The following is a 23,436-nucleotide window of genomic DNA, read 5'->3' on the forward strand; positions in this document are numbered from 1 at the left end:
GGGGTGGACGTCATGGGGCAGAGCGTTGTGGGCCGGTGCGTCATAGGGAGGGCAGGGGCTCGGCCCGAAGGTCGCGGACGGTGGCTTCGGGAGGCGAGGCGACGGGCCGGCGGACGGTGGCTTCGGGGTGCGACGCGGCGGGCTGGGAGGAGGCGATCTCGAAGTGCACGACCCGCTGTCCGGTCTCGTGCCGTTCGTCGCACACCACCTCGCCCAGCGACCGCCAGAACGCCTCGGCGCCGGGCACGCCCGGGTCGGTGTGCAGATAGACGGAGCGGTAACCCCCGTCCGCCGCCGCGAAGTCCAGCAGGGCGGCGACCAGCCGACGGGCCAGGCCGCGCCGCCGGTGCTCCGGGCGGACGTAGACGCGCCGAAGTTGCGCGGTCTCACCCGACGGGTAACGCTCCGCCAGCCACCGGGGGTTGGGCGGATGGGCCGGGCCTCTGGAGTCGAGTGCGGCGGTGGCCACCACCTCTCCGTCCCGCTCGTCGACGGCGACCAGCAGGGTGTGGCGCGCGGGCGCCGTGTAGGCACCGTGGAGGTCGATGATGTCGCCGTGCCACCGGGGCACGTAGCCGGTCCCGAAGTCCCGGTAGACGGTGTCGAGCATCACCGTGCGGGCGCCGTCGAGGTCGCCGGGGGTCGCTTCCTTGATGCTGTAATCCTGCACCTGCGCATCATATGCATTAAGGCTCGCGCTTCATGATCGAGGGGGGTGAGTCACCTGGAGGCACCGGTCCGGGGCACGCCCGCGGGACGCACGTGCGGGGTGTGCGCCGTCCGATCGGGGGCGTGCGTCCCGTGCTCGGGGAGTGTGTGGCTCGTATGCGCTGTTGTGCTGCGTGTCCGTGCGCAGCGCACGCGTGTCGTGACCGCTTCCGGGTACTTCGCAGCCATGCGTATCAGCGTGGTGGATGTGGGATCGAACACCGTCCGGCTCGTGGTGGCGGACGCGGAGGGGGGTGTCCCGCTGCCCGTGCACACCGCGAAGTGGCGGCTGAGGCTCTCGGAGCACGTGGCGCACGGGGGCCGTATCCCCGACGAGTCGGTGGAGCGGTTGTGCGAGGCGGTCGCGGCCGCGGGCCGCACGGCCGAACGGTGGGGTGCGGCGGACCCGTTGGCGTACGCCACCGCCGTGGTGCGCAGCGCGCCGAACCGTCCGGAGGTGCTGCGGGCGGTTCGCCAGGAGACCGGGATGGGGCTGTGCACGCTGCCGGGTGAGGTGGAGGCGGAGCTCACGTTCCTCGGAGCGCGGCGCTGGATGGGGTGGCGGTCGGGCCCGCTGGCGCTGCTCGACATCGGCGGGGGCTCGCTGGAAGTGGCGTTCGGGCGGGGGCGGTTGCCCGACTTCGCGGCCTCACTGCCACTGGGGGCCGCTCGGCTGACGCACGAGTTCTTCCAGGGGGAGGACCCGCCCTCGGCGCGGAGCGTGAAGGCGCTGCGGCGGAAGGTCCGCCACCAGCTCCGGGACGTGGCCGCCCGGATCCGGTGGGAGGGGCCGCGCACCGCGGTGGCGACCTCGCGTACGTTCCAGCAGCTCGGACGGCTCTGCGGGGCGCCGCCCGGGCGCCACGGGCCGTTCGTGGAGCGGCTCCTGCACCGGTCGGAGTTGCGCGGGTCGATGGAGAGTCTGGCGGCGCTGCCTTCGACGGAGCGGGCGGCACTGCCCGGGATCTCGGCGCCGCGGTCCGCGCAGAGTCTGGCGGGTGCGGTGATCGCCCACACCGCGATGAAGCTGACCGGGCTGAAGGTGGTCACGATCTGCCCGTGGGCGCTGCGGGAGGGAGTGCTGCTGCGGCACATCGAGGACGGACCGTCGTGGTGGGCGGACGTCAGCCTGCACGACGAGGAGGGGGCGTGGGGCGGCGAGGCGGTGTCGGGGGGCGGTGCGGCCGGGGCCGCGGCGGGGGGCGCGGTGCCGTTGCGGATCGCTACGCCTGCGCGGTGAGCCTCCGGCTGGAACGGATACCCGTGCCGAGAGGTACGAGAGGAAGGAGCCCTCATGACGCAGAACCCCCGGAAGGAACAGAAGGGGCAGCCGGAGACCGCGAGTGAAGAGGTCTTCCGTGAGGCGGAGGACGCCGAGACCCGCGTGGAGGAGACGGATGAGCGCCGCCGGCACCGTGGAGAGGCGGGCGAGGCCATCACGCCCGATCGGCGGGCGCAGGAGGAGTCGCAGGGTGAGCGACGGTGAGTGACTGACGTCAGAGGCCGGGGCGGGGCGGGGCCGGGCCGGGTCGGCGGGGGTGCGCGTCGCGCACGGTTGGTTCGTGGGTCGGGGGTGCGCCGGGAGGTCTCCGTCCTCGGTCCGGCGACTGAGGTGGGTGTGCGAGGTTCTCGGCGGCGGACGCCGGCCGCTGCGGGCGGACACCTCCCGGCACACCCCCTTGCGTGCGTACGCGTACGCGTAGTGCGTACGCGGGTGCGGGTGCGGGTGCGGGTGCGTGGTGATGGCGGGCGGTCACCACTGCCTTCGGCGCGCGTACGGGGCTCGCTGTGCGGTGGGGTGAGGTGCGCGGTGGCACGGTCGGCGCGCAATTCGTCAGGGTGCGGTGCGATGGGTGCGTCGTGGGCGCGGTCGGCGTGCGGTTCGTCAGGGTGCGGTGCGGGCCGGGTACGTCGTGATGCCGGGCGCGCCCGAGTGCTTTCAGGGGCGCGGGGAACTGCGCGACCAGCCACACACCACCCGCAGCCGCCCACAAACAGAACCCGGCACACGCGACCGACCGCCAAACCTCCGGAGGAATTGGGTACCCGAGACGCATGTCAGCCGACCAGCGAGGGCCACGACTGCCGCAGACCCGTGGGAGGCTGTCGGCGGCCGTCGAGGCGTACCTGCGGGGACCCGGGCCCCTCCCCCATGACAGCGACATCCGCGCCGCGGACCCGTACGGCGACGACCTCCAGCTGGCGCTGTACCTCTGCTACGAGCTGCACTACCGCGGCTTCGCAGGGGTGGACCCGGACCGCGAGTGGGATCCGGCACTGCTCGGCGCCCGGGCGGCGCTGGAAGAGCGCTTCCTGGGGGCCCTCCGGGCGGACACCGCGGTGCACGGGACCGTGACCGAGGCGGTGGAGGAACTGCTGGTGGAGCCCGCGAACGGGACCGGTGTCACGCACTACCTGCGGGACGAGGGCAGCTTGGGGCAGGTGCGTGAGTACGCGGCCCAGCGGTCGCTCTACCACCTCAAGGAGGCGGATCCGCACGCCTGGGTGCTGCCCCGGCTGTGGGGGCGGGCCAAGGCCGGGATGGCCGCGGTGGAGTACGACGAGTTCGGCGGCGGTCGCGGAGAGCGGGTCCACGCGCAGCTCTTCGCCGATCTGATGGGTGACCTGGGTCTGGACACGTCGTACGGCCACTATCTGGACGCGAGCCCCGCGCAGATGCTGGCGATCGTGAACATGATGTCCCTGCTGGGGCTGCACCGGCGGCTGCGCGGGGCCCTGGTGGGCCACTTCGCGGCGGTGGAGATCACCTCGTCACCGGGCTCACACCGGCTGGCCGAGGCGATGCGGCGTACGGGCGCGGGGCCGGCCGCGGAGTTCTTCTACGACGAGCACGTCGAGGCGGACGCGGTGCACGAGCAGGTGGTGCGGCACGACGTGATCGGAGGGCTGCTGGCGCAGGAGCCGGAGCTGGCGGACGACGTGGTCTTCGGGCTCGACGTGACCGGGTTTCTTGAGGACCTGCTCGCGGAGTACCTCCTCGCCCGGTGGCGGGCCGGGCAGTCGTCCTTGCGGGCCAGGGCGGATATTCCTCGTATTTCGTGATGATCCGGGTACTTGTCTCACGTGAATCTTCTGGTACTCCCGGGCGTCTACGCCCCACAGGACGACACCGCACTGCTGGCCGGCGCACTGGCCGCCGAACCCCTGCGCCCCGGCGCCCGGGTGCTCGACCTGGGGACGGGCTCGGGCGCCCTGGCCCTGGCGGCGGCGCGTCGGGGTACGCGGGTCACGGCGGTGGACGTGTCATGGCGGGCCGTGTGCACGGCCCGCCTCAACGCCTGGCTGGCCGGACTGCGGATGCGCATCGTCCGGGGGAACCTCTTCCGCCCGGTCTCCGGGCAGTTCTTCGACCTCATCCTGGCCAACCCGCCGTACGTGCCGGCCCCGGCGGCCGAGGCGCGTGGTGCCTCGCGTGCCTGGGACGCTGGTCTGGACGGCCGTCTGGTGCTGGACCGGATCTGCCGGGACGCGCCCGCCCTCCTGGGCGCCGGGGGCGTTCTGCTGGTGGTGCACTCCGTGCTCAGCGGCCCGGGCCACACGGTGGAGCGGCTGCGCTCGGCCGGCCTGAAGGCGGCCGTGGTGGAGCGCCGCTGGGTCGCCTTCGGCCCCGTACTGCGCGCCCGGCAGACCTGGCTGCGGGCGCAGGGGCTGCTGTCCCGTAGCGACGACAAGGAAGAGCTGGTGGTCATCCGTGCCGAACGACCGCGCTGACGCGCCCACCCGGATCACCGTTCAGCGTCCTGGCCCGCTGCTCGTGGAGGGACCGGTGGAGATCGAGCTGGAGGACGGGACCGTCGTCGCCTCGGACCGCTTCCGTGTGGCGCTGTGCACCTGCCGTCGCAGCCGCCGTTACCCCTGGTGCGACACCAGTCACCGGCGGTCGGCGCCCGCTACAGATCGCCGGGGCTAGGAGCCCAGGGCCCCTGCCAGACGACCCACACATACCCGTCGGGTCCGTGGTGGACGCGGAGGTCGCCGGTCACGGACAGGAGCGGGAGGTCGTGGGCCGCGGCTGGGTGAGCCGCCTCCAGGGCGACCGTGGTGTTGTCGGTGGCCGCGAGCGTGACGCCCGACTCGTCCGCGCTGAGGATGACACGGCACAGGTCGGCCGTGGTGCGCTCCAGCAGGCGTCGTGTCACCGCACGGCCCGCGTCGCGTATCGGCTCGAGGAACGATCCGGGGGCGTCGATCACCCCGGTCACCGAGGCCGTGGCGGCCTCCGCGGCGGGCTCGCCGTCCGCACGGGCGAAGTGGGCCGTGAACTCCATCTTCAGCGCGGGCGCCATCAGCCCGCACTCGGTCAGCAGTGACTGGCCCTCGACGGGCGTACGTACCGGCGACACGAGCGCCAACCCCCTGGTTCGACTTGCGTGCGGATCCGTGCGGCCGGGGGCTGGGGCAGCACAGCGACGACTCTATGGCGTCAACGTCCGCTTGACCAGGGCGCCTTGAATCAGCAACTCCTCGCAAAAGTCAATACTTCGGATCGAAGTTCACCTTGTCGAGTGAACTAGATCTTGCGGCCGGTGCGGCAGGGATGGCGCCGCCCGGGCCGGGGTAGCTACCGGGATCCAATGTGCGCCCTACCGTCCCGAGGTGGAGCCGAGATGCCACCGGAAGCCCACGACCGTGCCGCCGACCCGCCCGAGGGCACGGCCGCCGCGTCAGGGCCGGACTCGGCGAGCCCCCACGCGCAGCCCCCACCGGCGAACCCCCACGCCCACAGCCGCCGGGCCGGACCGTTCACCGTGGTCGCGCTCTCGGGCGAGATCGACATGGCGACCGAGGGCTTCGTGTCCGAGCACCTCGACGTCGCCACGGCTCCACCGGAACCCGACGTTCTCGTCGACCTGCGCGGGGTGACGTTCTTCGACTGCTCGGGCCTGCGCCTGCTGTGCCGGGCCGAGACCAGGGCGAGAGAGCGCGGGGGCCGGCTGCGGATCGTCTCCGACCTGCCCCGCATACGGAGCCTGCTGCGCGCCGCCGGACTGCTCAGACGCTTTCCCCCGCTGGAGGAACTTCCTCCACCGCGCCGTCCGGAAAGCGAATCACCACAGCCCCCTCCCCCGTGACCCGCGCGCCCGCCCCGCGCGCCCCCTCCGGATCGGCGCCGAGCATCACCAGGGTGACCATCAGGTGCACGCCTCCGGGGTGAACGGGCAGCACCAGGTGGGGAGTCGCGGAGTACGTCCCGTACGCGTTGGCCTCCCGCGTGTGCGCGACCACCCCTGGAGCCTCGGGGTCCCAGCCGTGCAGGGCGATGACCGTGGAGGCGAGCCCGTCCGTCCGCCGTGTCCACGCCCATCCGGGCCCCGCCGCTTCCTCCAGCGGCCCGGTGTCGTCGGCCGGCGCCCATCCGCCTTCGCGCACGGCGGCCCCGTGCGGTCCCTCCACGCGGTGCACCCGCACCTCCCAGGGGCCGTGCACGACGCTGGTGGTCTCGATCCGGTGCTCCTGTCCCGCCAGGGACGCCGAGTGCCAGGAGGACGCCCGGCGGCCGGTCACCCCGAGCGGGTGGATGCGCCCGCGCCGGGAGGCGGTCCCGTCGGGGGCGATGAGGGCGATGTCGTTGTCGGTCCCCGGTCCCGCGGTGTCGGGGGCCGCCGCGCTCGCGTAGGCGAACCGCGTGTAGTGCGGGTTGTCCTCGGACGCGGCGGGCGGTGGGGGCAGCCGGTCGCTGCCGTGGTTGACGAGCCGTACGATCCCGTCGGCGGCCGTGGAGTGCAGCAGCCAGCCCGGGGCGGGCAGCGCCAGACAGGTGTCCTCGGTGTCGACCGGGCCCGGTTCCTCGGGTGCCGTCCACACGGGGTGGTCCTCGGGCAGCAGCAGACCGAGGAAGGCCTTGCTCGCCCAGTACGGGGAGGCCGGGCCCGAGTACCGCTGGGTGACCGGGAGGAAGGGCCGGTACCAGCCCAGGCTCAGCAGGCCGTGCTCGTCCGGGACTCCGTGGCCGGCGAAGTGCTTGAGCGCCCCGGAGGCGAGGCGGCGGGTGCGGCCCGGAGGCAGGGGTGTCGCGTCCACCAGCGCCCCCGCCCACAGCGGGGCCGTGACCGCGAAACGGTAGGTGAGCGAGCGGCCCTGGTGGACGGGTGCGCCGTCGGAGCCGAAGAAGTGCTGGTAGACGGAGAGGAATTCACGCAGTCGGGCCCGGTACCGGTCCACCTGGACGGGGCTCGCGCGCGGCCCGGCGATGCGGGCCCACAGGATCGGGTAGAGGTGCAGGGCCCAGGCGTTGTAGTAGTCGAACTTGCGGCCGTCGCCGTCGGTGTACCAGCCGCCGCCCCGGTACCAGTCCTCCAGCCGGGCGAGTCCGCCGTCGATCTCGGCCCGGCTGTGCGGGGCGCCCACCGAGGCCAGGAACTCCTCCGTGACGACCTGGAACAGGCGCCAGTTGGAGTCGTTGGCGGTCGCGCCGACGAAGCCGCCCAGCCAGTCGGTCACCCGTTCCCGGACGCCGTCGTCGAGGTGGTCCCACAGCCACGGCCGGGACTCGTGCAGGGCGATCGCGAGGGAGGCGGCCTCGACCATGGGCTGGTCCCGGTCGGTGATCGGCGGCCAGCGTTCGTCGCTGTACGGGTCGGTCCCCGCGGCGAGCCCGGCCGCGTAGCGTTCGATCAGCTCCGGGCCGACGCGCCCCCGGGAGCCCGCGATGCGGAAGGCGGCCAGCAGGAAGGAGCGGGCGTAGCCCTCCAGGCCGTCGGACAAGGGGCCCGAGTAGCTGGCGCGGCCGGGCAGCCGGTACTGGGCGAACCCGGGTGAGGCGTACGGCAGGAGTCCCTCCAGGAGGCGGTCGGCCGTCGCCTCCCAGTGGGCGCGGGTCCAGCCGGTGACCGGTGAGCGGGCGGGGTCGAGGGGCGGCAGGCCGGTGAGCGACACGTGCGGCGCGGTCATACGGGGGCTGGTCCTCCGTCAGTTGGGGGTGGCTGGACGCTGTCGCGGACGACGATGTGGGTGCCGAGCAGGTGGTGCGTGCCCGCGGTGTGGTCCGGGTCGCGCAGCGCGATGCGCACGGCGGCGCGGCCGAGTTCCTCGGCGGGGGTGCGGACGGTGGTGAGCGGCGGGTTGAAGTCCTCGGCGAGCGGGATGTCGTTGTAGCCGACGACGGAGATGTCGTGCGGTACGCGCAGTCCCGCGTCGGCGATGGCGCGCAGGGCTCCGGCGGCCACCATGTCGTCCCCCGCGAAGACGGCGGTGAACTCCCTGGTGGCCTTGAGGAGTTCGGTCATGCCCCGGTGGCCCGCCGCCCGGCCGAGACCGCAGTCGACGACATGGGCGGCCTCGGTCGGCAGCCCGTGTTCGGCGAGCGCGGCCCGGTAGCCGGACACGCGTGCGTCGAGGGCCGTGTTGCCGGGCAGTCCGCCGAGGAAGACGATGCGGCGGTGGCCTGCCGAGAGCAGATGGCCGGTGATGGCGCGGGCACCGGCCTCGTTGTCGAACTCCACGACGAGCGCGGGGATGTCCGGGTCGGGGGCCGGACGGCCGCACAGCACGAGGCGGGCGCCGGTGGCGTCGAGGGCCTGCGCGTAGTGGGCGACGCGCTCGCGGTAGGCGTCGTCCTCCACGACCCCGCCGACGAGGATCACCAGCCGGGCGCCCTCCTCCCGCATCAGTTGCACGAACTCCAGCTCACGCGCCGGGTCCCCGCCGGTGGTGCCGACCAGGCAGAGCCAGCCGCGGGCGGCGGCCTCCGCCTCGACACCTTCGGCGACCTGGGCGTAGAAGGGGCTGGTGACCTGGCGCAGGACGACGGCGACCATCTTGCGGCCGCCGCCGACCAGGGCGCGGGCGTGCGCGTTGGCGACGTAGTCGAGGTCGCGGGCCGCGCGCAGCACCCTGGCCCTCGTCGCGGGCGGGACAGGGTAGTTGCCGCTGAGCACGCGTGAGACGGTGGCCACGGACACGCCCGCCCGCTCGGCGACCTCGCGGATCGTGACCCGTCCCTTCGACACCATGTCGTTTCCCATCCCCCGCGTCTCCCTCCGGCCGTCGGTCGCCGCACGTCAGCTGTTGGCCGCGTGGTCCTCGGCGAATTCCTCGGCCATTCTGTCGCCGCCGCGCTCCCGCCACTTCTTCACGGCCGCGTCGTACTCCGAGAGCGGGACGCGGCCGGCGATGATGCCGGTCGCGGTGTCGGTCATCAGGGCATCCAGGGTGGTGCCCTGGGCGGTGTAGGTGCGGGACTGCAGGCCGTAGCGGGCGTTGCGGATCGCGTGCGGGACGGTTTTCTGCTGCCAGGCGTGCAGGGCCTCTACGGCGTCGGGCATCCCCGGCACGAAGAGTACCTGCGGGCCCTCCGCGAGGTACTTCAGCGGCAGGTTGGTGTTGTTCTCGACCTTGCCCAGCTCGGTGGGTTCGGGTGAGCCGTCCTTGGCGCGGGTGAAGTGGGTGCCCTCGACGCCGTAGTGGACGAGTTCCCACTCCTTCGAACCGAAGGGCGCGGCAAGGTGGTTGAGGATCCGCAGCAACAGCTCGACGCGTTCCTTCTTGGCCTTCTTCACGATGGTGTAGCCGAAGGAACGGCGGGCCGCGACGATGCCGCCCGGCTCGCCGCCGACGCTGTACGGGAGCGCCGCCGCCGGAGTCAGCAGCCCCTTCGAGTCGAGGTACTTGGGCAGGTAGGCGCCGAAGCCGTCCTGCATGGAGCCGACGGTCCCGTTCAGCCAGAGGGTGACCAGGTCGGGCTGGGAGAGCGAGGTGGCGTCGGGGTGGTAGGAGCCGTTCTTGCGCAGTTGGGCCTGGTAGGCGATGGCGGCCTTGTAGCGCTCGTCGGTGAAGTTGGGGTGGAACGTGCCGTCCTTGTCCGCGGCCCAGCCCTGCGGGGCGTTGTGTGCGGCGGAGTGGTAGCCGTTGCCGAAGACGGACCCGGTGGCGGCCCCGAGCGCGTACTTCTTGCCGCCCGTTCCCTTCTTCGCCACAGCGGCGAAGTCCTCCGAGGTCCAGCCCTCCTTCATGCCCGCGTCGGTGAAGAAGCCCTGGTTGACCCAGAGGGTGGAGCCGGGGAGCGGGCGCTCCAGCGGGATGCCGTAGATCTTGCCGCCGATGCGGCCCATGTCGCGCCAGGCGTGGGTGGGGATGTTGGCCAGGTTCGGGTACTTCTTGACGCCGTCGCCGGACAGGAACGGGGTGAGGTCCTCGGCGCGGCGCTGGACGAACTGGGCCTCGCGGGGCAGGACGAAGCCGGAGAAGATGTTGATGATGTCGGGCAGGTCGCCGGCGTCACCGGCCATCACGGTGCCCATCTTCTTCTGGTAGTCGGTCTGCGAGATGATCGTGTACTCGATCTTCACGCCGAGCGCCTTCTCGACGGCCGCCCAGAACTTGTTGGCCGAGGCGGGCTTGGGCGGCACGCCGAAGGACACGGACATGACCCTGATCGTCGAGCCGTCGCCGGGCTTGTCGGGGACGGCGGTCACCAGGTCGGACGGGTACGCGGTGTAGCCGGCCTGGACGCCCGCGTCGGTGGGCGCGAGGTCGGGCTTCGGGCCGGAGAACGGGACGTAGGCGGGCCAGGGGGCCAGCTTCTTGCCCGCGTTGGAGACGTCGCCGTCGTCCGAGCCCGAGGAGCACGCGGTGAGGGTGCCGGGGACGGCGAGTGCGGCTCCGCCGACGGCGATCGAGCGCAGCAGAGTGCGCCGGGACATGGAGGACATGGGCGACCTTTCGTAGCGACTCTTGACGGGTCGTCAGCTCTTGGTGGTCAGCTCTTGATGGCGCCGGTGAGCACGCCCTTGGTGAAGTACTTCTGCAGAAAGGGGTAGACGAGCAGGATCGGCACGGTGGCGATCACGAGAACGGCCATCTGCACGGTCTGCGGCGCGTTGACGGTGGCTTCGCCGGTCGTCGTGTCAGTGATCCCGGAACCGGCCACCACATAGGTGCGCAGCACCTGCTGGAGCGGCCAGTGGTCGCTCTCCAGGTAGAGCGAGGCGTAGAACCAGGAGTTCCAGTACGCCACCGCGTAGAAGAGGCCGACGACGGCGAGCGCCGCCTTGGACAGCGGCAGGACCACCGACCACAGCACGCGCCAGTCGCCCGCGCCGTCGAGCCGGGCCGCCTCGTACAGCTCCTCGGGGATGCCCTGGAAGAAGCCGCGCAGGACCACCAGGTTGAAGACGTTGACGAGGACGGGCAGGACCAGGGAGCCGTACGAGTCGAGCAGTCCGAGTTCCTTGACCACCAGGAAGCCCGGGATCATGCCGGGAGGGAAGAGGAAGGTGAACAGGACCAGCAGCAGGACGGGTTTGCCGCCGAAGACGCCGGGGCGGGAGAGGGCGTAGGCGAGGGTGACCGTGCAGGCGAGGCTGAGCAGGGTGCCGATGACGGTGCCCCCCGCGCTGACACCGAGGGCGTGGGTGACGATGCCGCCGTCGAGGATGTCCTCGTACGCCTTGAGGGTCGGGTCCGTCGGCCACAGCACCCAGCCGCCGTTCGCGATGACCTCGCGCTGGGAGGCGAGCGAGGTGGACAGGATCACGAGGAACGGCACGCAGACCAGCAGGACGACCGCGGCGAGCGCGAGGATCTTGGCCGCCTGGGTGACGGGCTTCGGCTTCTCCATCCAACCAGGGCGGGCCTGAGCACTCACTTGTATACCCCCTGTTCGCCGAGGCGGTGGGCGACCTTGTTGGCCGCGTAGACGAGCAGGGCGCCGACCACGCCCTTGAACAGGCCCGCGGCCGCGGCGAATCCGTAGTCGCCGCCGACGATGCCCTGGTAGTAGACGAAGGTGTCGATGATCTCGGCGGCCTCCGGGCCGACGGCGTCGCGCTGGAGCAGCATCTGCTCGAAGCCGACCGACAGGATGTCGCCGAGCCGCATGATGAGCAGCAGGACGATGACCGGCCGGATCGCGGGCAGGGTGACGTGCCAGAAGCGCCGCCAGGGCCCGGCCCCGTCGATGGCGGCGGCCTCGTAACTCTGCTCGTCGACCTGGGAGAGGGCGGCGAGGAAGATGATCGTGCCCCAGCCGGCGTCCTTCCAGATCACCTGGGCGACGACGAGCGGCTGGAAGGCGTCGGGGTTGCCGATGATGTCGACGGTGCTCAGTCCGGCGTCGCCGAGGTAGCCGTTCACCAGGCCCGTGTCGCCGAGGACCTGCTGGAACAGCGCGACGACGATCACCCAGGAGATGAAGTGCGGCAGGTACGCCACCGACTGTACGAAGCGGCGGACCGTGCTCCAGGTGAGCGTGTGCAGCAGCAGGGCGAGGGCGAGAGGGACGGGGAAGTAGAAGACGATCTGGAGGAGCGCGATCCAGACGGTGTTGAGGGTCGCGTCCCAGAACGCCTCGTCCTCGAACATCCGCTGGAAGTTGCCGAGGCCGACCCACGGGCTGCCCCAGATGCCGTCGAAGGGCACGTAGTCCTTGAAGGCGATGACGTTGCCGACGAGCGCGCCGTAGTGGAACACGAGGAAGTACGCGAGCCCGGGCAGCATGAGCGGGAACAGCGTCCGGCTCTTCCGTCCGTGAAAACCTTTTCGCTTGGTACGAGCGCGGGTCGGGCGGTGTCGTGAAGGAGTCACCGACGTCCTACCTGTGCGCTCCCGCAGCAACGCCGCCACGGAGCCTCCTCACCTCGGGGTGTCGGGTGAGGGGAAGTTAAAACGTTTTCAGAGCTGGGTCAACACTTCTGACAAGACTCGGAGTTGACGGTCCGACAGCACGCGCGCGGCCTGTACCGACACGACTCAAGCCTCAAAGGGCAGTTCAATGAAACGATTGAAGGAGGTGCCGGCAGGCGCCGGGACGATCCGGAGAGGGAGGCGCGTACGTGAAATTCGTTCTCGAAGTCGAGCTGGACGGAGCGGACTGGAACGAGGGCACCACCGTGCAGGAGTTGAGCCGGATCCTGCGGTACTGGGGCGGCAACCTCCACCACTACGACCTCAATCCGGGGGACGGCTCGGCCGTGTACGACTCCGGATACCGCGAGGTCGGGCACTGGACCGTCGCGCCCGAATGACGCAGGGGCCGGCCGACGGCCCCACTCCGTCGGCCGGCCCCCGATGGGAGATCGCATGGTTCCCGTGCCGGGCTCGCACTCCCCATCCGCGAGCCCTCGGTCGCCGCTCACGGGAACCGCGCGACCTCGTTCCTCAGAAGACCCCCGCTTCTCAGAACGAGAAGACGACGCTCCCTGAGGAGTTCTTCACGCACTCGTTGGAGAAGGTGCGTTCATGGGCGACGCGCCGGCCCTGCCAGACACCCTCGACCGTCACGGTCACGGGGTCGTACTGCTTGGTGCAGGCCGCGCCGCCTCTGTCGGCGAGGGCGCCGAAGTCGCCTCCGGCGGCCCGGATTTCGGCGCAGGCGTCAGCCGCGGCCGGGTGCGTGCCGGAGGAGGTCGGAGCACAGGTCAGCGTGACCGCGCGTTCGGGGGCGGCGGTGGTCGCGCTCTGGCCGTGGCCCACGGTGAGCACGAGGGCGGACGGGGCGTAGAGCCCGGCGGCAGCGCCCTGCGGGGAGGCGAGGGCGCTGCCCGTCAGGGGGCCGCAGACGGCCGTGGCCGTCAGGGTGAGAGTCGCTGCCCAGCGCGCGGTGTTCGGCATGGTGTGCATCCTTCCGCTCGGTCGGAATGCCGGGCCGCCCGCGGTCGGGTCACGATCGCGTCGGGCGGTCCGGGCGGGTGCCGGATCGGCGAGCGCGAGTCTGCCGAGTCCCGCCCGTAAAGGCACGTCGACCCCACGGGTTTCAGTAACTTTCAGTATTGAATCAGTGGCGGGATGTCACGGATCTTGATCGCTTGAGGCCCGGAACTGAGCGGCCGCCGATCGCCCGGGGCTCTCACCTGGCTGGATTCGCACGGCTCAGCAATCGGCCTGAAACCTTCCGCTTCCACCCGCTGTGAGCCCTCCGCGAACACCTCCCGCACCTCTTGCGTTCATGTGAAAGCGGAGTAATCGTCATTACATGATTACTACAGAACAGCACGAGAAACTGCGCGGCTGGTTCACCGGCCGCCTGCCGGACGATCTCTTCGAGGGCCTCGTGGAGGTGACGGTCGACCGCGAGGAGATCACGGTCATCGGCCGCGTCCCCGCACCCCGTCTCGCGGAGAACACCTCGGCCGCCGAGAAGGAGGCGGCCGTGCGGGCCCGTGTCCAGGAGTTCCGCGAGCGCACCCGCGAGGAGCGGATGGCGGTGGCGCGCGAGGCGGAGCACCGATTCCGCAGGAAGGTCTCCTGGGGCGTGGAGTGCGCGGGTGAGCGCGCCCTGTTCACGCACATCGCGGCGCCCGTGATGACGCGGCTGCGTCAGTCGGAGCGGCAGGTCCTCGACACGCTCATCGGGGCCGGCGTCGCCCGCAGTCGCAGCGACGCCCTCGCCTGGTGCGTGCGCCTGGTGCAGCGTCACACCGACGACTGGCTCACGGAGTTGCGGGAGTCGCTGGAGCATGTGCAGCGGGTACGGGGGCGGGGGCCTGACCGGGAGGGGGACGCGGCGGAGCCGGAGGACGAATCGCCTGGTGAGGAGTGAGTGAGAACGACGCGCATTCAGTACAGCCCCGCGCCCCTCACGGGGTACGCGTACCAATGATCCTGGGACGAGAGGCGGGACGTACACATGGCCAAGCACTGGGCCGACTTCCAGTACGAGATCTATCTGAACGGCCTCGGGGGTGCCGTGCCGCGGCTGCCCACCGATCTGACGCGGCTGGAGGAGCTCACCGAGCAGCGGCTCGGGCCCGGTCCCGTGGGCTACGTGGCGGGCAGCGCGGGTGACGGCAGCACCGCCCGCGCCAACCGGGCCGCGCTGGAACGGCGCAGGATCGTGCCGCGGATGCTGCGGGACGTGCACGAACGGGACCTGTCCGTCCAGGTGTTGGGCCGTGCGCTGCCCGTGCCCCTGGCACTGGCGCCGGTGGGCGTGCTGTCGATCATGCACCCGGAGGCGGAGTCCGGAGCCGCCCGGGCCGCAGCCGCGCAGGGCGTGCCGTACGTGCTCTCGTCGGCCTCCAGCACGCCCATGGAGCAGGTCGCGGAGGCGATGGGCGACGCGGAGCGCTGGTTCCAGCTGTACTGGTCGAAGGACCGGGAGGTGGCCCGGAGCTTCCTGAACCGGGCGAAGGCGGCGGGGTTCTCCGCTCTGGTCGTCACCCTCGACGCGCCGTTGCTCGCCTGGCGGCCACGCGACCTGGACCGGGGGTACCTGCCGTTCCTGCACGGCGTCGGCACCGCCAACTACTTCTCCGACCCCGCGTTCCAGGCGGGCCTCGCCAAGCCGGTGCACGAGGACCCGAACGCGGCCGTTCTGCACTTCGTGAACCTGTTCGGGGACCCCGGCAAGACCTGGCCGGACCTGCCGTTCCTGCGGGAGAACTGGGACGGCCCGATCGTCCTCAAGGGCATCCTGCACCCGGACGACGCCCGGCTCGCCCTCGACGCCGGGATGGACGGGGTGGTGGTCTCCAACCACGGCGGCCGCCAGGTGGCCGGTTCGGTCGCGGCGGCCGACGCGTTGCCCCGGGTGGCCAAGGCCGTGGGCGACCGGATGACCGTGCTCTTCGACAGCGGCGTCCGCACCGGTGACGACATGTTCAAGGCACTCGCGCTGGGCGCCGACGCCGTCCTCCTGGGGCGCCCGTACGTGTACGGTCTCGCCCTCGACGGGCAGGCGGGCGTGGAGCACGTCATCCGCTGTCTGCTCGCGGAGTTCGACCTGACCCTCGCGCTGTCGGGGCACGCCGGGCCGGGGACGGTCGGCGCCGACGACATCGAGGAGGCCTGAAGCCCTCACGAGACCCGAACCGCCGAGGCGGGACGCTTCCCGCGCACGGCGCCGGACGACGGGCAGAGGCGCCCTGACGGCTGCCAGGGCGCCCCGAAGCCGTCAGGCCAACAGATCGCCGACCGCGACGGCGGGCAGACGCACCGCCGACGGCAGGTCGGGCGCATTGCTCGTGTCATCGGCGCCGGGGGTCGCGTCGCTCGCCGACCCCGTGCCGTCGCCGGCGGACATGACCGTGCCGTCCTCCAGGTGCTCCGACACGCCGGTCACGGCGGGGTCGTCCGCCTGTCCCGGTGCCCGCACCACTCCGCTCTCCCGCTCGGCGAGGGGCTCCCCCGCGGCGGTGGACTCGACCGACGGGGCGTCGGAGCCGGCGATCGACAGCGACTCGGGAGTGGCCGATGTGCCGTCGGTCGCCCAGCGCTGCGTGTCGGAGCCGTCCCGGACCTTGACGACGATGTCGGCCTTCGGGTCCGAGTTGGTGGGCGCGACGGCGAGCTCCTCCTCCCAACGTGGCAGTAACTCGCCCTGCACGGTGAGGTCGTAGCGCACGTCGTCGGCGCGGTCGGACTTCTCCGAGGCGCACTCGCCCAGGACCACGACTCCGGCGTCCACGTGCGAGTCCAGGCAGAATTGCGGGTTGGCGACACTGCGCAGCTGACCGTCGTCCTCGTACGACCACTTCTGCGTCCAGTCGGCCGAGCACACCGCGAGTTCGGTCGCGGCGCCCTTCTTCGCCTTGCCCCCGCGGATGTCGAGGCACAGGTCGGCGGCGACGTTGCGCAGCCGGGTCTGGTCGGGGGTCGTGGGCAGGCCGGCCGAGTCGGGCGGCGGGGACGACGTCGCCGAGGGCGTGCCACCGGGCTCGGGGGCCGTGCTGCGGTCGCCGGTTGCGCTGGTCGACGCTGCGGGGTCGGCGCCGCTGCCGTCGTCCGAGAGCATCGCCACGGCAAGGACGAGCGCGAGCAGGGCGCCCGAGGCGGCACCGACACCGGTGAGCAGGGCCCTGCCGTTGTTGCGCGGTCCGGACGTGCCGCGGTTGCGGCGCTGCGGCGGGATCCGGGACAACAGCCGGTGCCGGCCGCTGTTCGCGGCGCGTCGGCCACCGCCCTGGCGTGAACCGCCGTGCGGGCTGCGGTCCGGCCGCGAGTCGAGGTAGCGGCGCGCGCCCCAGCCGAGCACGGCCTCGGCGAGCAGACCGCCCAGGGAACCCTCGAAATGGCTGAGTTGCTCGGCGGCGTAGCGGCAGTAACGGCACTCCAGGAGATGCTGCTGCACATCGGGGAGCAGAGCGCCGCCTCGCCGAATGGGGACATCCAGCAGCCGGTTGTAGAAGCGGCAATCCTTGGTCGGCGCCAGTTCCCGGTGGGCGCGTACACAGCCCTGGCGGAATTGCTCGCGGGCCTGCTCCAGCGTCGCCGCCGCGGTGTCGGGGCCCATGCCCAGCAGACCGGCGGGAATGGTTATCGGTTCCGCCTCCACCTCGGTGTGCCACAGCAGACACTGGGCGAGCCCGGGCAGGGCCTGGAAAGAGCGTTCCGCGAGCTTGCGATTTTCCGGGGTCATGGACTTCGCGGCACGCATACCGCGGCCCCCGGCGGGTTTTCTCAGGTCCGGCAGAACGCTGGAGAGCTCGTCCTCCGCGGACCACTCCTTGACCATGTCCCGCACGGTCACCAGGAGGCGGGGCCGCAGGGCGACGCCCGATTCCCCCCGTATCAGCCCCTCCAGCACCCGGTGGAAGGAGGCGGCCGTGACCATCGAGGCTACGTTCGCCGAAGAAGCGAGGCAGATGACCGCGTAGTCGTGCGTCGACTGCCAGTGCCGTGACATCAGCACCGCGACGGGATCGCCGGCCTCGCTCTCCGGCCGGCCTCTCAGCTGGGCGGCGAGGTTCTCGTCCGATACCCCGGGTACCACGCCCGGGCGGGGCGGATAGGACGGGCGAGGGGGGTGGGGGGTGTGCACAGAGCGGTTTCCTTCCGAGGCTCAAAGGTGGCACACGAAGATGGTTGCCGAAAAGGCGCGTCCCGCTTGGTGCGGACCTTTTTGGCGATGCGCCGGGAAAGCGGCTCCTGGGGACTGACGGAGCCGCACGGTGGCCGTCGGCCGAGGGCCTTTTGAGCCCGTCGACGAACCGAAAGCCGAGTGGCGTTTCAGACCTGGCCAATGCCCGTACGCAGGGAAGTTCACCCTTGCACAAGTTACTCATGGCTAACAAGGCACTTGGGCAACATCAGCCCCACTGAAGGAAAGTCAGAAGGCACCCTGCTGGACACGTTAAAGGTGAGAACGCCCCGAGGCGCTGGTGACCGCCCGTTCGGAACACTTCGACCCCGTCGTCACCCGGGCGTGTCGCGCGGGCAACTCGTCCACCCCGTACGGGTGTTCACGTGTCAGGTGCCCCGTGTGAACCGGACGCACGCACCAGGGTCGCACACACGCTCCCGACGTCCACGCCCTTCGTAGTCGACTGGGGTCCGGCCACTCATCAGGCCCCGCGTGGGACGGCGGCTCTCCCGCGCGAAATGGGCCGCCGACCCTGATCCTCCCGCCCTGGGTCGGCGGCCCCGAGGGCCGGGCCGGACACCGAATCGCTCGAGGTTCGCGGCTGTTGGGGAGCGGCCGGACGGGGCGACGGTGTCCGGCGCCCTCGGGGGGCGGAGACATGGACGGTGACGTGGGCACGCTGGGCGGGGACGCTCAGATCTGCCAGGACCGCAGCCGGTCCGCCGCGCCGTACACGTCCACCTTGCCGGAGATCAGGTCGCGCGCGAGGTCCACGAGAGCTCCGTACGGCGGGTCCATGCCGACGCCGCTCACGAACATGTACGCCACGGCGGTCGCGCAGGCGAAACGGGCATTGGCGGACGGCAGGGGCTTGAGCAGGGCCAGCGTGTGCAGCAGGGCCGCGGCGCGCCAGGCCGGGTCGGAGTCCACGCCGAGGCGCGGCGGGTCGACGCGGTGGCGGGCCACGGCGGCGACGAGGGCGGAGAAGTCGTTGACCGTCGGCTGGTCGGGCAGGACCTCTTCGTGGCGCTGGAGCAGCCAGGGCACGTCGATGTGGATGACGGGAGGAGTCATCGGTCAGACGGCCCGTCCCTCACGCTTGGCGGCCGGTTCGTCCTCTGGGAAGGCGGCGGCGAACTCGTCCGCGTGCGTCGTGAAGAACTGGCGGAAGGCCTCGGCGCCCTCCTTCAGGGCCCGGTGGCGCACTATGTCGGCCGCGGCCGCCTCGCGCACGAGCGCCTTCATGGACGTACCGCGCTCCTTGGCTATCTGCCGCAGGTCCTCTAGCTCGCGGTCGCTGAACTCCACATTCAGGGCTGGCATGCCGCTCACGGTACCTCGCGGGTACTTACTCGTAAATACCCGCAGGTCACGGCGTATGGACTGCGGTACCAGAAGTACCCAGGGCCACGGGCCCGATGTCAGAAATTCCCGTCGGTTCGGGGGCCGGCCGCGCGGCGGACTCGCCGGGCCAGGCCGACTGGCCCGCTCTGGCCGGGGAACTGGACGCGTACGGATGCGCGCTCACACCCTCGCTCCGCACCGTTTCGGCTCCGGCGAGTACCGCTGCTTCACCCATGCCCTGCCCGCGCCTGTCGCCGCGCCGCGCTCCGCCAGGGGCGCGGTCTGCAGTTCTCGGCGCGACAGGTGCGTCGCAGGCGTGGGGCCCACTTGGATGTACCGAGGTAAAGATCACTCCGCTGATCTGGGGCTTTTGCGCTGGTTGGCATTGAAGCGCGCTTTCTTCTGACGATTCCCGCACGTGTTCATGTCACACCATTTGCGGGTGCGGCTCTGGCTCGTGTCGAAGAAGGCGGCTTGGCAGGTTGGTGATGCGCACAAGGCCAATTTTCCGTCTCGTTCGCCTGCGATGATGCTGATCGCGTCGGCGGCGATCACGCTGAGGGCGTCTTCTACGCAGGAAGCCGAGCTGAGCCGCCATCGCCGCTCACCCTCGGGCGTCAGGATCGCCGCGGCCCGCCCCTGAGCGCTGCAGTCGTTGATGACCTGGACAGCGGACGCAGGGAGAGCGTCCTGGATCGCGGCGGCCGTCGCGACGGCATGGATCGACTCCCTCAGTTCCCGAGCGAGGTCGAGCTGGGCAGGGGTGCAGGAGTCCACGGCGAGGCCGTTCACTGCCAGCCAGTCGACGAGTCGGTGCGGCGTGGGAATGCGCTCCACAGCGTCGCCATGACGCTCCGACAGAGTCCCCGTGAAGCTGGTCGCCAGCACCTTGCCGAGGCGGAAGTCAGGGAACGCAGCACGCATGGAACCACCTTAGCCGGTTGCAGCGTGGCTCGGAGAACTGCTAGAACCGTCTTAGCCGGTTCCGCGATGGCCAGGAGGTCTCATGCCCCGTCCAACCAGCGACGTGCAAGCATTCGAAGCCCACGCAACTGACGCCGACCTCGACGATCTGCGCGCCCGACTGGCCGCGGCGCGGCTACCGGAGGCTGAGACGGTCCATCGCGCCGCGCCCGGCCCTCGCCGATGGGAACAGGGCGTTCCTCTCGCCGACCTCGTCGATGTCGTGAACTACTGGCGCACCGGGTACGACTGGCGGTCGTTCGAAGAGCGCCTTGACCGGATCGGTCAGTTCCGCACGACCATTGATGGTCTGGGAATCCACTTTCTGCATCGACGATCCGCGCGCGCGGATGCCACTCCTCTGATCTTGACGCACGGCTGGCCGGACAGCATTGCTCGATTCATCGATGTAGTGGACGAGCTGGCAGATCCGAAAGACGCAGACGCGCCGGCGTTCCACGTCGTGGTTCCATCGCTACCGGGCTTTGGTTACAGCGACAAGCCGGCCACCACCGGGTGGGGAACCGAAAAGATCGCGGCCGCATGGGTGGAACTGATGGGAAGGCTCGGCTACAGCAAGTTCGCAGCCCACGGCGGCGACTGGGGAGGTAATATCACCACGGTTCTCGGCGGCAGGTTCCCGGCGCACGTTCTCGGCATCCACACAACGTTCGCGGAGGGACCACCCGGGTTGACAACGGACGGGCTGACGGCGGTCGAGCGCAAGTGGGCCGAGGAAAGCCGCGATTTCTGGCGCCACCGCGGGGCGTACGCGAAGCAGCAGGCGACCCGACCGCAGACCATCGGCTACTCGCTCGTCGACTCACCGGTCGGGCTTCTTGCCTGGATCCTCGACAAGTTCGCCGAGTGGTCGGACACCGAAGACAGCCCGTTCGAGAGGATTTCCAGGGACCGCGTTCTTGACGACGTCACCCTGTATTGGCTGACGCGGACCGGCGCATCGGCGGCCCGCATCTACTACGAGAGCCACAACTCACTCGATCCCGAACTTCGGGTCGACGTCCCGTCAGCACTCACCATGTATCCCCGCGACGTCGAGAAGTGTCCGCGCCCCTGGGCACAGGAGCGGTACCGACAGATCGTCCGATGGAGGTCGCCCGAAACCGGGGGACATTTCCCGTCGCTGGAGGTCCCCGAGTTTTTCGTCAAAGATCTCCAAGAGGGCCTCGCGGCAGTGCTGGCCGCTCATCGGTGAACGCGGCTGGGTGCCGGCACTCGGTCACCGCCTGATCCGGCTCAAGGCGTTGCCAGACGCATGACTCCGCGGCCGTGCGGCGGGCGTGTGCCGTCCCAAGCCCGCCGCACGGTGAGGACGCCCAGGTCACGCCTGGGTCTGGTCCGCCACGAACGACGCCATCCGGGCCAGCGCCGCGTTCCAGTTGATCGTGTGCTCGTTCGTCGACCAGGACTGGATGTCGTCGATGTAGCAGAACTGGCCGACGCAGCCCTGGAGTTTGCTCTGCGCGTAGGGGTCCTGGATGCTCGAGTTGGGGCCTCCCGCGAGCGTGCCGCGGGGCGGGTTCGGGAGGTCGGGGTCGAGCTGGTGGGCGTACCAACGGCTGTGCTGGTTGTGCGAGTTGGCCTCGCCGTAGCCCGTCACGTAGGACATGTTCAGGGCGTTGCGGCCGAAGATGTAGTCCATGCTCTGGATCGCCCCGTCACGGTACTTCGAGGCGCCGGTGATGTCGTAGGCGCTCGCGATCACGACCGCGTTGTTGAGGACCTGGTGGCTGGAGCCCCAGTCGTACTGGTTCTTGTCGGGTGCGTACGGCATGCCGTACGGATGTGCCTTCAGGGTGGCCAGGTAGCGGTCGGCGCCCTTGGTCACGGACTGGCGCACCTTGTCGCGGCCGGGCAGTTTGCTCGGGACCAGCGCGAGGTCGAGGCGGCCGGCCGCCGCCGTCCTGGACCAGTCGAAGCCGAGGCCGCCGAAGATGTCGGCCGTGTGGACCGGGGAGTTCAGGACGTGGTCGGCGAACTCCTTCTCGCCCGTGGTGAGGTAGAGCTCGGCGGCCGCCCAGTAGAACTCGTCGGTGGCGTTGTCGTCGGCGTAGGTACCGCCGCCGATGCCGTCGTTCGGGTCGGGGTAGGTGGCGGGGTGTGCGAGGGCCGCCGCCCAGGCCGTCCTCGCCGCCTTGAGCGCCTTCGCCGCGAAGGCGCGGTCGTACGGCTTGTACAGGCGGGCCGCCTGGGCGGCGGTGGCCGCGAGGTTCAGGGTCGCCGTCGTCGTCGGCGGGTGCAGCTCACGCTTCTGCGGGTCGGCGTTCGGCATGAGGGGCAGCCCGGTCCACTGCTCGTCGTGGATCTTGTGGTGGGCCATGCCCGCGAGCGGTTGCCCTTCCGGCACCTGCATCCTCAGCAGGAACTCCAGCTCCCAGCGGGCCTCGTCCAGTACGTCCGGCACCTTGTTGCCGCTCTCCGGGAGGGCGAGCGTGCCGTCGCCGAGCTTGTCGGCCTGCCCGGTGCGGGCCACCAGGGAGCGCTCGTACGTGGACAGCAGCTCCCAGGCGGAGATGCCGCCGTTGACCACGTACTTGCCGTGGTCACCGGCGTCGTACCAGCCGCCCGTGACGTCGAGCGTGTAGTCGCAGACGCCCGGCTGGCAGGGCACGTCCTTGTCACCGCGGTTGGGTGCCACGTTCAGGTGGCCGGCCGCGCGGCCGTAGCCGGGGCGCAGGTCGTCGCGGATCTCGGTGCCGCTGCGCTGGGTGTAGTAGTACTTCAGTGAATCGAGCCGCAACTGCTCGTAGGCGGCCGGGTCGACGTCGAACGGGCGGCTCGTCTCCCCGTCGGCGACCAGTGTGAGGTCCTCGGACCGCTTGCGGTACGCGCCGAAGTCAATGGAGTGGACGTTCTGGCCGGAGGAGGCGTCGAGGCCGCGCGGCACGGTCCAGCCGTGTGCGACCGTGGTTCCCGAGGCGCTCTTGAGCTGCCAGGGCAGCTTCTCGGTGGCGTCGGTGACGAGGGTGGCGTTCTTCGGCCCGGCGGGCAGGTAGGCGACCTGGTTGACGCGCACCCGCGGTCCGGTGTCGGGCTCGTAGACCTCGGGCGGCACCCCGCCGAGCAGGGACACGTCGTCCATGCAGAAGCGGAACGGGTCGGCACCGCCGCCGAGTTGGAGGCCGACCTGCCCCTGGGTGGTGTCGACGGGCGAGGTGAACGTGTACGAGTACGCGTTGCCCGAGACGCTCAGCTGCGGGCTCACCTCGAAATAGGTGTCGTACGGCGCCACGGACAGCCCGACGATCGCCCGCAGCACGTTGCCCTCGGGCGCGCCGGAGGCGGTGAAGCTGAAGCGGTACGACTCCCCCTTCACGAGGGTGATGTCGTTCTGGCCGACGGCGGCGTCCCAGCGGTTGGCGGTGCCTCCGGGGATGTCGGCGCAGAGCCGCCCGTCGGACAGGCCGGCGGTGACGTTGCTCGTCGTCCACCAGGGTGCGGTGGTGGTGTCGAAGGTACCGTTCTTGACCTGCTCGACCTCCTCGGCCTGGGCGGGCCCGGCCGGCAGCGCGGTGATCGCCGCCGCGAGGAGGGCCGTCACGGCGAGCAGGGTGGTTCTGCGTCGTTTCACGTCTGGGCTCCTCGGAGAGGTGGGGCGCACAGAGGTGGGGGCGCGATGGAGGTGGCGCAGGGTGTGGGAG

General features: G+C 71.0%; 23 protein-coding genes. 10 read left to right on the plus strand and 13 right to left on the minus strand.

Going from position 1 to position 23,436, the window contains the following annotated elements:
• Positions 1–40: 40 nt before the first annotated feature.
• Positions 41–670, minus strand: a complete 630-nt coding sequence (locus tag AB0959_RS22815; protein WP_366828295.1) for a GNAT family N-acetyltransferase — start codon at positions 668–670, stop codon at positions 41–43.
• A gap of 225 nt (positions 671–895) precedes the next feature.
• Here AB0959_RS22815 and AB0959_RS22820 point away from each other — a divergent pair, with 225 nt between their 5' ends.
• The 5 genes from AB0959_RS22820 (at position 896) to AB0959_RS22840 (ending at position 4,639) form a co-directional block, all read left to right on the plus strand.
• Positions 896–1,948 (plus strand): Ppx/GppA family phosphatase, encoded by a 1,053-nt coding sequence (locus tag AB0959_RS22820; RefSeq protein ID WP_366828296.1) that lies wholly within the window; start codon positions 896–898, stop codon positions 1,946–1,948.
• Between the two features lie 54 nt (positions 1,949–2,002).
• Positions 2,003–2,194 (plus strand): hypothetical protein, encoded by a 192-nt coding sequence (locus AB0959_RS22825; RefSeq protein WP_366828297.1) that lies wholly within the window; start codon positions 2,003–2,005, stop codon positions 2,192–2,194.
• Positions 2,195–2,763: 569 nt separating this feature from the next.
• Positions 2,764–3,771, plus strand: a complete 1,008-nt coding sequence (locus tag AB0959_RS22830; RefSeq protein ID WP_366828298.1) for an iron-containing redox enzyme family protein — start codon at positions 2,764–2,766, stop codon at positions 3,769–3,771.
• Between the two features lie 21 nt (positions 3,772–3,792).
• Complete coding sequence (locus tag AB0959_RS22835; protein WP_366828299.1) at positions 3,793–4,440, plus strand: HemK2/MTQ2 family protein methyltransferase; 648 nt, start codon at positions 3,793–3,795, stop codon at positions 4,438–4,440.
• Positions 4,421–4,639 carry a CDGSH iron-sulfur domain-containing protein gene (locus tag AB0959_RS22840; protein ID WP_366828300.1) on the plus strand — a complete coding sequence of 73 codons (219 nt, stop codon included), beginning with the start codon at positions 4,421–4,423 and terminating at the stop codon, positions 4,637–4,639. The genes AB0959_RS22835 and AB0959_RS22840 overlap by 20 nt, the downstream gene beginning before the upstream one ends.
• Here the strand turns inward: AB0959_RS22840 and AB0959_RS22845 are convergent.
• Entirely contained in the window at positions 4,620–5,072 is a 453-nt protein-coding gene (locus AB0959_RS22845; RefSeq protein ID WP_366828301.1) for a hypothetical protein, read from the minus strand. The two genes, AB0959_RS22840 and AB0959_RS22845, sit on opposite strands and share 20 nt — an antisense overlap.
• Positions 5,073–5,336: 264 nt before the next feature.
• Between AB0959_RS22845 and AB0959_RS22850 the strand changes: the two genes are divergently transcribed.
• Positions 5,337–5,801 (plus strand): STAS domain-containing protein, encoded by a 465-nt coding sequence (locus AB0959_RS22850; RefSeq protein ID WP_366828302.1) that lies wholly within the window; start codon positions 5,337–5,339, stop codon positions 5,799–5,801.
• Here the strand turns inward: AB0959_RS22850 and AB0959_RS22855 are convergent.
• Genes AB0959_RS22855 through AB0959_RS22875 form a run of 5 tightly spaced genes read right to left on the minus strand, consistent with a single transcriptional unit; the run spans position 5,722 to position 12,165 of the window.
• Positions 5,722–7,620, minus strand: a complete 1,899-nt coding sequence (locus AB0959_RS22855) for a DUF2264 domain-containing protein (RefSeq protein ID WP_366828303.1) — start codon at positions 7,618–7,620, stop codon at positions 5,722–5,724. The two genes, AB0959_RS22850 and AB0959_RS22855, sit on opposite strands and share 80 nt — an antisense overlap.
• Positions 7,617–8,681 (minus strand): LacI family DNA-binding transcriptional regulator, encoded by a 1,065-nt coding sequence (locus AB0959_RS22860; protein WP_366828412.1) that lies wholly within the window; start codon positions 8,679–8,681, stop codon positions 7,617–7,619. The genes AB0959_RS22855 and AB0959_RS22860 overlap by 4 nt, the downstream gene beginning before the upstream one ends.
• 48 nt (positions 8,682–8,729) lie before the next feature.
• Positions 8,730–10,379 (minus strand): extracellular solute-binding protein, encoded by a 1,650-nt coding sequence (locus AB0959_RS22865; protein ID WP_366828304.1) that lies wholly within the window; start codon positions 10,377–10,379, stop codon positions 8,730–8,732.
• Between the two features lie 47 nt (positions 10,380–10,426).
• Complete coding sequence (locus AB0959_RS22870) at positions 10,427–11,314, minus strand: carbohydrate ABC transporter permease (RefSeq protein ID WP_366828306.1); 888 nt, start codon at positions 11,312–11,314, stop codon at positions 10,427–10,429.
• Complete coding sequence (locus tag AB0959_RS22875) at positions 11,311–12,165, minus strand: ABC transporter permease subunit (protein WP_366828307.1); 855 nt, start codon at positions 12,163–12,165, stop codon at positions 11,311–11,313. Before AB0959_RS22875 ends, AB0959_RS22870 begins: the two co-directional genes overlap by 4 nt.
• A 335-nt stretch (positions 12,166–12,500) precedes the next feature.
• Between AB0959_RS22875 and AB0959_RS22880 the strand changes: the two genes are divergently transcribed.
• Positions 12,501–12,692 (plus strand): hypothetical protein, encoded by a 192-nt coding sequence (locus tag AB0959_RS22880; protein ID WP_322726490.1) that lies wholly within the window; start codon positions 12,501–12,503, stop codon positions 12,690–12,692.
• A gap of 151 nt (positions 12,693–12,843) precedes the next feature.
• Here the strand turns inward: AB0959_RS22880 and AB0959_RS22885 are convergent, their stop codons facing one another.
• On the minus strand, positions 12,844–13,278 hold the full coding sequence (locus AB0959_RS22885; RefSeq protein WP_366828308.1) for a protease inhibitor: 435 nt from the start codon (positions 13,276–13,278) through the stop codon (positions 12,844–12,846).
• Positions 13,279–13,639: 361 nt separating this feature from the next.
• On the opposite strand from AB0959_RS22885, the gene AB0959_RS22890 reads away from it, so the two are divergent.
• Both AB0959_RS22890 and AB0959_RS22895 read left to right on the plus strand, forming a co-directional pair.
• Positions 13,640–14,206 carry a hypothetical protein gene (locus AB0959_RS22890; protein ID WP_366828309.1) on the plus strand — a complete coding sequence of 189 codons (567 nt, stop codon included), beginning with the start codon at positions 13,640–13,642 and terminating at the stop codon, positions 14,204–14,206.
• 87 nt (positions 14,207–14,293) lie between these two features.
• Positions 14,294–15,457 carry a lactate 2-monooxygenase gene (locus AB0959_RS22895; RefSeq protein ID WP_366828310.1) on the plus strand — a complete coding sequence of 388 codons (1,164 nt, stop codon included), beginning with the start codon at positions 14,294–14,296 and terminating at the stop codon, positions 15,455–15,457.
• Positions 15,458–15,559: 102 nt separating this feature from the next.
• Here AB0959_RS22895 and AB0959_RS22900 read toward each other — a convergent pair whose 3' ends face one another.
• The 4 genes from AB0959_RS22900 to AB0959_RS22915 all read right to left on the minus strand — a co-directional run bounded on the left by AB0959_RS22900 (position 15,560) and on the right by AB0959_RS22915 (position 19,735).
• Positions 15,560–17,425 carry an RICIN domain-containing protein gene (locus AB0959_RS22900; protein ID WP_366828312.1) on the minus strand — a complete coding sequence of 622 codons (1,866 nt, stop codon included), beginning with the start codon at positions 17,423–17,425 and terminating at the stop codon, positions 15,560–15,562.
• Between the two features lie 735 nt (positions 17,426–18,160).
• The gene (locus AB0959_RS22905; RefSeq protein WP_366828313.1) at positions 18,161–18,541 is read right to left on the minus strand and encodes a toxin Doc; all 381 of its coding nucleotides are present in this window, start codon (positions 18,539–18,541) and stop codon (positions 18,161–18,163) included.
• Positions 18,542–18,544: 3 nt separating this feature from the next.
• A complete protein-coding gene (locus tag AB0959_RS22910) occupies positions 18,545–18,790 on the minus strand; it encodes a hypothetical protein (RefSeq protein ID WP_366828314.1) in 246 nt (81 codons plus the stop codon).
• A gap of 369 nt (positions 18,791–19,159) precedes the next feature.
• On the minus strand, positions 19,160–19,735 hold the full coding sequence (locus AB0959_RS22915; protein WP_366828315.1) for a CGNR zinc finger domain-containing protein: 576 nt from the start codon (positions 19,733–19,735) through the stop codon (positions 19,160–19,162).
• A gap of 82 nt (positions 19,736–19,817) precedes the next feature.
• Between AB0959_RS22915 and AB0959_RS22920 the strand changes: the two genes are divergently transcribed.
• Entirely contained in the window at positions 19,818–20,990 is a 1,173-nt protein-coding gene (locus AB0959_RS22920) for an epoxide hydrolase family protein (RefSeq protein WP_366828316.1), read from the plus strand.
• 126 nt (positions 20,991–21,116) lie between these two features.
• On the opposite strand, the gene AB0959_RS22925 is transcribed toward AB0959_RS22920, so the two are convergent.
• A complete protein-coding gene (locus AB0959_RS22925; protein ID WP_366828317.1) occupies positions 21,117–23,366 on the minus strand; it encodes a glycoside hydrolase family 9 protein in 2,250 nt (749 codons plus the stop codon).
• Positions 23,367–23,436: the final 70 nt, after the last annotated feature.

The organism is Streptomyces sp. NPDC046862, assembly GCF_040704615.1.
Classification (GTDB): domain Bacteria; phylum Actinomycetota; class Actinomycetes; order Streptomycetales; family Streptomycetaceae; genus Streptomyces.